Genomic DNA, 6,604 nt, shown 5'->3' on the forward strand with positions numbered 1-6,604 from the left:
GGGGGGGGCAGTGAGGGTGGGCCTGACGGCCCACCTCGAATGGGATCGCTGGCGCGCTCCCTGCCGGCCTGACGGCCGGCTGTGGGTGGCGGGGGTCGGTGGTAGGCGTTCCGGTCGGTGCGTGGTGGTGGGTGATCGGGTCGGGTGGGCCTCTCCCCCTTGGGGTGGATGGCCGAGTTGGGTCTGGGGGGGGGTGGTGCAGGACCGGATGGACGCTGGCGCGCCGGTCCAGCACCCCCTGGAGCGGGCCTCTCCCCCAGCGTGTAGCCACCCTCTCCCAAATGTGGCCCCGGGGGCTAGAGCGGGCGGCAAGCGGCCAGCCCTGCTATGAAACAGCACCCACAACGAAAAGCAGCCTCTACTCACGGGGCGGGCCCGCAGCCACCACACCACCGGCACCCCCACCGCAGCGAGCCACCAGGACAAACCCAGAAACCAGCACGCAGCCCCGCCGAAGCCAAGGGGGGTCGGAGCTCCGACCCCCAGGAGGCACCCAGGAACAGACCCGCCGCGGGGCAGCGAGGACAGTGCGACCACCTGCCGACCTCTCCGGGCGGCTCGGCCCGCCCCAGTTCCCCCGGAGACTCAGCTCACAGGGGCCCGGCCGCCCAACAAAGCAAAGTGTCTGGGCCGCTAGACAGGCCATCATTGTGCGGCCGAACTACAGGCCACCTCCCCACAACCGCGAATTACTGTACAAATGCACGAAAAAATGCTTCCCCTGAGCTGTGCAGATGCACTACAAGGCCTCCTCCCCCAAGGGTGACGACCGGCCGCGAAAAGGCCCCAGAGTGGGTCTTCCGACCCCACCACCCCGCTCGCTGCCGGTGAGGGAGACGCCTTGGATCCGGTCATCGGCAACAATTGATGCACCTGTCGTTTGATGCGAAACATTGATGTAGCAGCCTTCCGGAAGTCCCACCTGGCGGAAGATCTCTTCAATGGCCAAGGCGGATTCCCCAGCCAGGCGTCTATGTCCTGCTTATCGGTTCCGGAACAAGGAAATAGACGGATGGTGGGCCGCACCCTCGCCACCCGAAGCGCAGTCCTGCCCAGCTACTTCAACCCCATTGAGGACGGCCGTGCAGCGCACGGCCACATGCCGGGTGGCCACCAACGACGGCGAGCGCCCGTCTCTTCAGCGTCTCCGGTGCCCTTCGCGCCTTGGCTTGACGGCCCTGCCTACCGGGAAGACTCCCCGTGACACCAGCGGGGACCGGATGACGCCGTCGTCCTCTGCTCCACTGCCAAGACCCAACAGACACTGCACAGAACAGGCAGCAGCACCCGTCTGGCGAGGGGCACTCCCTGCCGGCCTGGCGGCCGGCTGTGGGTGGTGGGGTTTGAGTGCCGGCGTGCACCGTTGGTGCGTGGAGGTGGGTGATTGGGATTTGTGGGCGACGCTCGCATCGGTGCGTGATCGGGTCGGGCGGTGGGGTCGCGGTGTTGTGCCGGAACGCTGGCGCGCCGGCCCCGCACCCGTCGATTGCCTCTCCCCCGGTTCCCGCGCGGCCGCCCTTGAGGCGGCACGTGTGCCCTTCTGGCGCTCTCCCCCATCCCTGCGGACACTCACACCCCCAGCAGGCGCTCCGCGCCCGGGCCTGCAGCCCGGCCACCAGGCCCCGCAGCAGCGCCACGAAGGAAACGCACACGCCACCACCCCCGGGGCCTGCACGCCTGCCGCGACCCACCACCAAAGAAGCCCAATACCAAGGCCGGCGACCGCGCGCAGGCGGCAGCTCCACGACAAACCACCAGGAAGAGCCGGCCGCACAGCGGCGAAACCGACGGCCCGCGCGCCAAGTACAAAAACCCGCCCAGGCGACCAGCGGCCGAGGACACAAAGAAGGGATCGGAACTCCGACCCCCACCACAAAACCCAAACAACACTTGCATTCATTGCATTCATTGGCTTGTTTGCCTTGCTGGCATTCCTTGCAAAACCCCACCGGGAACTGCGCCAGCCACACCGCCACCGGAAGCCAACGTGGCGCAAGGGAAACTCACCGTTAGTCCTTGACCTACTGTGGCGGTATGACTGCCCACACCATCGATCCCCGAATTGGCCTTGCACTGTCCATGCAGGCCCAGCCAGGCGTCTACGCCCTCCCTATCGGTTCCGGGACATCAACCGGCGCCGGAGTCCCCACAGACTGGGGCGTCATCAAGGATCTGGTCCGCCAAACAGCGGCCGCAGCGGGGGAACCCTGAGCGCCAACCCACCGACAAGGAAATAGAAGAAGGGTGGGCCGCACACGGCGACGGCAACGAACTCGGCTACTCCGGGCTCCTTGAATTCCTGGGCCGAACCCCCGCCACCCGAAGCGCACTCCTACACAGCTACTTCGAACCCACAGAAGACGACCGTACAAACAAACTGAAAAGTGCCCGGCAAGGCACACCACACCATCGCTGAACTCGTCCGCCGCGGAGCCATCAAAGTCATCCTGACAACCAACTTCGACAGCCTCATTGAACAGGCACTCGACCAGGCATCCGTTCCATACCAGGTACTCTCCACCGAGAGCGCCATCAAGGCCCGCAAGCCCCTCCACCACGCCGGCTGCACCGTTATCAAACTCCACGGCGATTACAAGTCGCTTGACCAAAAAACACACTCGCCGAACTCACCGGCTACGGGCCGGCAACACAGGAAATCCTCCACGAGGTCATGGAAAACTTTGGTCTGCTCATCAACGGATGGTCAGCGGACTGGGATAAAAGCATTGGTTGCTGCGCTGCAAGGACGGCAAAGCCGCCGCTACCCCCTCTACTGGTCTACCTTGTACGGGCTCGGGACTGCCGCCGGCGCCCTAATCGAACAACATGGAGCCGCCGTCATCAGCGACGTCACAGCCGATGACTTCTTCCCAGACCTACAGCAACGACTCGAATCCCTGGACGCCTTGGCGGCGCCGCAACTAAGGAGGGGCTGAAGAGACTTCTTCCCCACCGGAAGTCCTACATCGAAATCCGCGAGCTCCTGTCGGCCGAAATCAGCTCCCTGGTCGCATACATCCGCGAGCGCGGAGGCATCTTTCCCTCCGGGGACGGCTACGCAGCCACCTTCGACAATGAATGTCTGTCTCTCCGTAGCCGCTCTCAAACGCTGGTGCGTCTCATCGCGATCGGTGTGGTGTTGGACCGTGACCGCATCCACGCTGATCTTTGGGTGTGGGCCGTTCAGCAGCTCATGAAAGCGAGGGGGCAGGTTTCGCCGTCCCAGGACGCCTGGATCAATCTCCGCGCATTACCCGGCTCTGCTGGTTCTGCGGGCCATCGCAATGGTTGCTGTCACCGAGGATCGGGAGGACGTGTTTATCCGTGTGGCAACTGTGCCGAAGTGGAAGGACGCTTACTCCAATCGCGATCCCGAACCTGCCTTCATGGTTCTGCAGGACGAGATGGTTGTTGACTGTGACCTCGCGAAGGCAGCGCCGCGATGGAATGGAACAGCTTGGATCTACCCTCAAAGCGAGTTGATTGCGGCTGACATGCAAGAGCTGATCGGCCACCTGATTGGAGCAGGCGACGACTACGACGGCTTCAAGAAGGCCTTTGCCAGGCTGAGTACCGCATGGCCATGGCCCACGCTTTCCTTACAGGCCAAAGGACTCCCCCTCGGGGGCAAGTATCTCTTTTGCTGCCACCCGTGAGAGCGATAAGAACATGTGACAAGGGACTTCGAGCTTCACGGCGATCACCAGGCGTGAGACTGGTCCGCGTCCCCGGCCGGAGAACCAGACCCATTCACCACAAAACTAGACGAACTTGCCAGTCCTGGCTGGGAAAGAGCGCTGGTAGCATCGCACTCTGTTTCTCTGGACCCTCGTCGCCCGTCCACGGCAATATCGTGCAGGAACATCTTCTCAGCCTTGGAAGCCCGTTCCCAGCGGGACGGGAGAGGATCTTCCGGACTGACACTAACGTTTCTTCGAGAGAACGTTAGTGCATGGGCACCTTGACGACCAGCCAAGCCGCCACGCGACTCGGCGTGGCTCCCGTAGCGGCCGCAAACTGATCCGCTCCGGGCAACTGATCCAAGCCGGCACCGTCGGCAGGACCATCCTGCTCGACACAGCATCGGTGGATCTTCTTGCACGCGTCGGCACTCGCCATGGCCGCCCTTGGACAGAGGCAAACGCCTGGGCAGCACTGAGCCTGCTCTCGGGGCAAACAAATGTTGGCTGGGTTGGGTCATCAGAAATGTCCCGGCTGAAAGAGAAGCTGCGCACCATGGAAGCGTCGGAACTTCCGATCCTGGCACGCAGGCGTGCCGCGGTGCGGCACTTCCGGGGCACCGCCGACGTCGTGCAGCTGCTCCGTGACCATTTGCTTCTCAGTGGCGCCGCCGCCATGGGTGAGGAAGACATCTCCGACCGGTTCGGGCTCACCGTCGGCGTCGGAAGCGCCGAAGGCTACGCCATGGCCGGCACCGCAGAGACTCTCCAGGCCGCGTACGGACTGATCGAGGACCGGGACGGCAACGTGGTGATCCGCGAAGTCACCGTCGCTGGAGCATTTACTGGGGGGAAGGTCCCCGTCGCTGCGATTGCCCTGGACCTGCTGGAGTCCCCCGCGACACGCGAACGAAGCGCCGGACGGCGTGTCATCCGGGAGCTACTGGATGCCTGCGAGCGCCGCGTTCGTGAACCGGCCGCTCTGGGAAGCTCCGGCCCGCCCGGGGGTTGGGGACGGCCGTGGCCTCAATGCGTGGAGTTCGCACGCGCATTGCCCGCCAGCCAATGGACACTCGTGGGCGGCCTCATGGTGCAGTTGCATTCAGCGGTAGCCGGTCTGGCTGTCACCCGGCCCACGGCTGACATCGACATCGTGCTGCACATCGAAACCGGGGCCGCGACAACGTCGTCAGTCACCTCCGTCCTGCGAGCGCTCGGCGACGAACTTCGTGTGTCCATTGACCGTGCGGCACCGGCGCATCGGTTCGTCCGTGGCGAAGAGCAGATCGATGTTATGGTCGCGGAGCATCTTGCGCCGGGGAATGATTCCCGGCATCGGAGGACGCAGGCCTTCCGGGTCTCTGGTGACACTGCGGCGCTTCGCCGCACGGTGACCTGCCGTGTCACGGTCGCTGGCGGGGAGCCGGTGCTCATTAGTGTTCCCCATGCCCTTGGAGCGTTGGTCCTCAAAGGGGGCTGCCTACCAGGAGAACTCGCGAGATGCTGGTCATCTCGATGACGGCGCCGTTCTGTTGGCGACCATCACGAGTTCTCTGGCCTTGGTCGCGGGTATGGGGGGCAGCGAGCGGTCGGATCTTGATGCTGAACCGTGCGCTCTCTGATGCCGGTCATGAATCCTGGAGGGTCCTTGACCGGGCAGACCGGGCCAGAGGCATCAGTAACCTGGCGGCGCTGTGCTCCAATCCGGACCGGCTCCCACTCAGGCGTCTCGGTACCTGAGCGGAGGGAACTGTCAACCAACCCCAGGCCCCGGCCCAAGGGGGCAGGCCTGAGGTTGCTTGGACGGGTTGGGATGCCAGCCGATCGCTGGGGCTGCAGGCCCCGAAATCGCCGGGGGTGGTGTCTGGTTGGCTGGGTTTTCAAGCGTGCAGCGCATCTGTGATTGCGTCGATCGACCATCTCCGTGGGAGCCGGCGGCAAACGAAGTCCATCTTCCTGTTTCTGGAACGCAGGTGCGTCTTGATTGTCTTTTTGGGGCCGGCCCAGCTGCTTGCCACTGCGGCAGTCGGTAGTATCGTTCGGCCGGTTCGCGAGCAGCCAGTCATCAAGCGCGTCTCGTAAACACTCACGTTTCCGTTCTTCACGCAGATGCGGCAGTCCAGTCCCCTGTTCACCCAAGGCTGACGTCGGTCGCAGCTTCAATGGCGGTTTCCGCAGTCCCTTTAGAGGAGCCCTGAACGGACGCGCAGCGCCTTTCTAATGACCGTGCCGGCATTAGTAGCCTCATGCGCGCACCTCGGATCCGGTGTAAGCGTGTCGGTCCCTTGCACCCGGTATCCCCGCCCCGTACCTTGGGGGCAGCGGAAGACGGTCTCCGCAGCCACCGGCCGCCCGGCCGGCGGAGGATCAGAGCCACACGAAGGAACGCAGCCATGGCCACAGGCACAGTTAAATGGTTCAACGCAGAGAAGGGCTTTGGCTTCATCGCCCCCGATGACGGGTCCGCAGACGTTTTCGCCCACTACTCGGCGATCGCCAGCAGCGGCTACCGCTCCCTGGAAGAGAACCAGAAGGTCGAATTCGATGTGGTCCGGGGCCCGAAGGGCCCCCAGGCAGAGAACATCCGCCCGCTGTGACAGCCCACGCCAACTGCCGGACACGGCCGGAACACAACAGTCGGTGCAACACCCAGCGGCCATGAGTCTGGCCTGAACCGCAGACGGCCCCTTCCAGACATTTGGCGGAAGAGGGCCGTCCCGTGCTTCAACGGCCCTGCCGGCGACGGGCGCCGGGTCTGCCGGCGGGCCGGCGCCGGTCGTCCACCCGCGACGCCGGCGCCGCCGCGTGCAGCCAGCCATCTTATTGATGCCCGGCCCCCTGGGATTCCTCGGCCGCTGTCTGGGCGGCGGAACGGCATCAACCAGGGCGCTGACCCGGTTCCCGGAAGTGATGCGGACGTTGGC

At 64.5% G+C, this 6,604-nt stretch carries 6 protein-coding genes; 5 read left to right on the forward strand and 1 reads right to left on the reverse strand.

What is annotated here, in order from left to right; all coding sequences use genetic code 11:
- Positions 1 to 739: 739 nt before the first annotated feature.
- Positions 740 to 949: a hypothetical protein gene (locus J1902_RS18390; protein ID WP_307794490.1), complete on the reverse strand. Its 210-nt coding sequence runs from the start codon at positions 947 to 949 to the stop codon at positions 740 to 742.
- A 1,085-nt stretch (positions 950 to 2,034) separates the two neighbouring features.
- On the opposite strand from J1902_RS18390, the gene J1902_RS19550 reads away from it, so the two are divergent.
- The 5 genes from J1902_RS19550 to J1902_RS18405 all read left to right on the forward strand — a co-directional run bounded on the left by J1902_RS19550 (position 2,035) and on the right by J1902_RS18405 (position 6,277).
- Positions 2,035 to 2,211, forward strand: a complete 177-nt coding sequence (locus tag J1902_RS19550) for a hypothetical protein (protein WP_242702208.1) — start codon at positions 2,035 to 2,037, stop codon at positions 2,209 to 2,211.
- A gap of 173 nt (positions 2,212 to 2,384) precedes the next feature.
- On the forward strand, positions 2,385 to 2,936 hold the full coding sequence (locus tag J1902_RS19555; RefSeq protein WP_307794491.1) for an SIR2 family protein: 552 nt from the start codon (positions 2,385 to 2,387) through the stop codon (positions 2,934 to 2,936).
- 348 nt (positions 2,937 to 3,284) lie between these two features.
- On the forward strand, positions 3,285 to 3,656 hold the full coding sequence (locus J1902_RS19560) for a hypothetical protein (RefSeq protein ID WP_242702209.1): 372 nt from the start codon (positions 3,285 to 3,287) through the stop codon (positions 3,654 to 3,656).
- A gap of 550 nt (positions 3,657 to 4,206) precedes the next feature.
- Positions 4,207 to 5,199, forward strand: a complete 993-nt coding sequence (locus tag J1902_RS18400; RefSeq protein WP_207617825.1) for a hypothetical protein — start codon at positions 4,207 to 4,209, stop codon at positions 5,197 to 5,199.
- 874 nt (positions 5,200 to 6,073) lie between these two features.
- A complete protein-coding gene (locus tag J1902_RS18405; protein ID WP_207617826.1) occupies positions 6,074 to 6,277 on the forward strand; it encodes a cold-shock protein in 204 nt (67 codons plus the stop codon).
- Positions 6,278 to 6,604 lie beyond the last annotated feature (327 nt).

This window comes from Arthrobacter cavernae (assembly GCF_017368795.1).
Taxonomy (GTDB): domain Bacteria; phylum Actinomycetota; class Actinomycetes; order Actinomycetales; family Micrococcaceae; genus Arthrobacter; species Arthrobacter cavernae.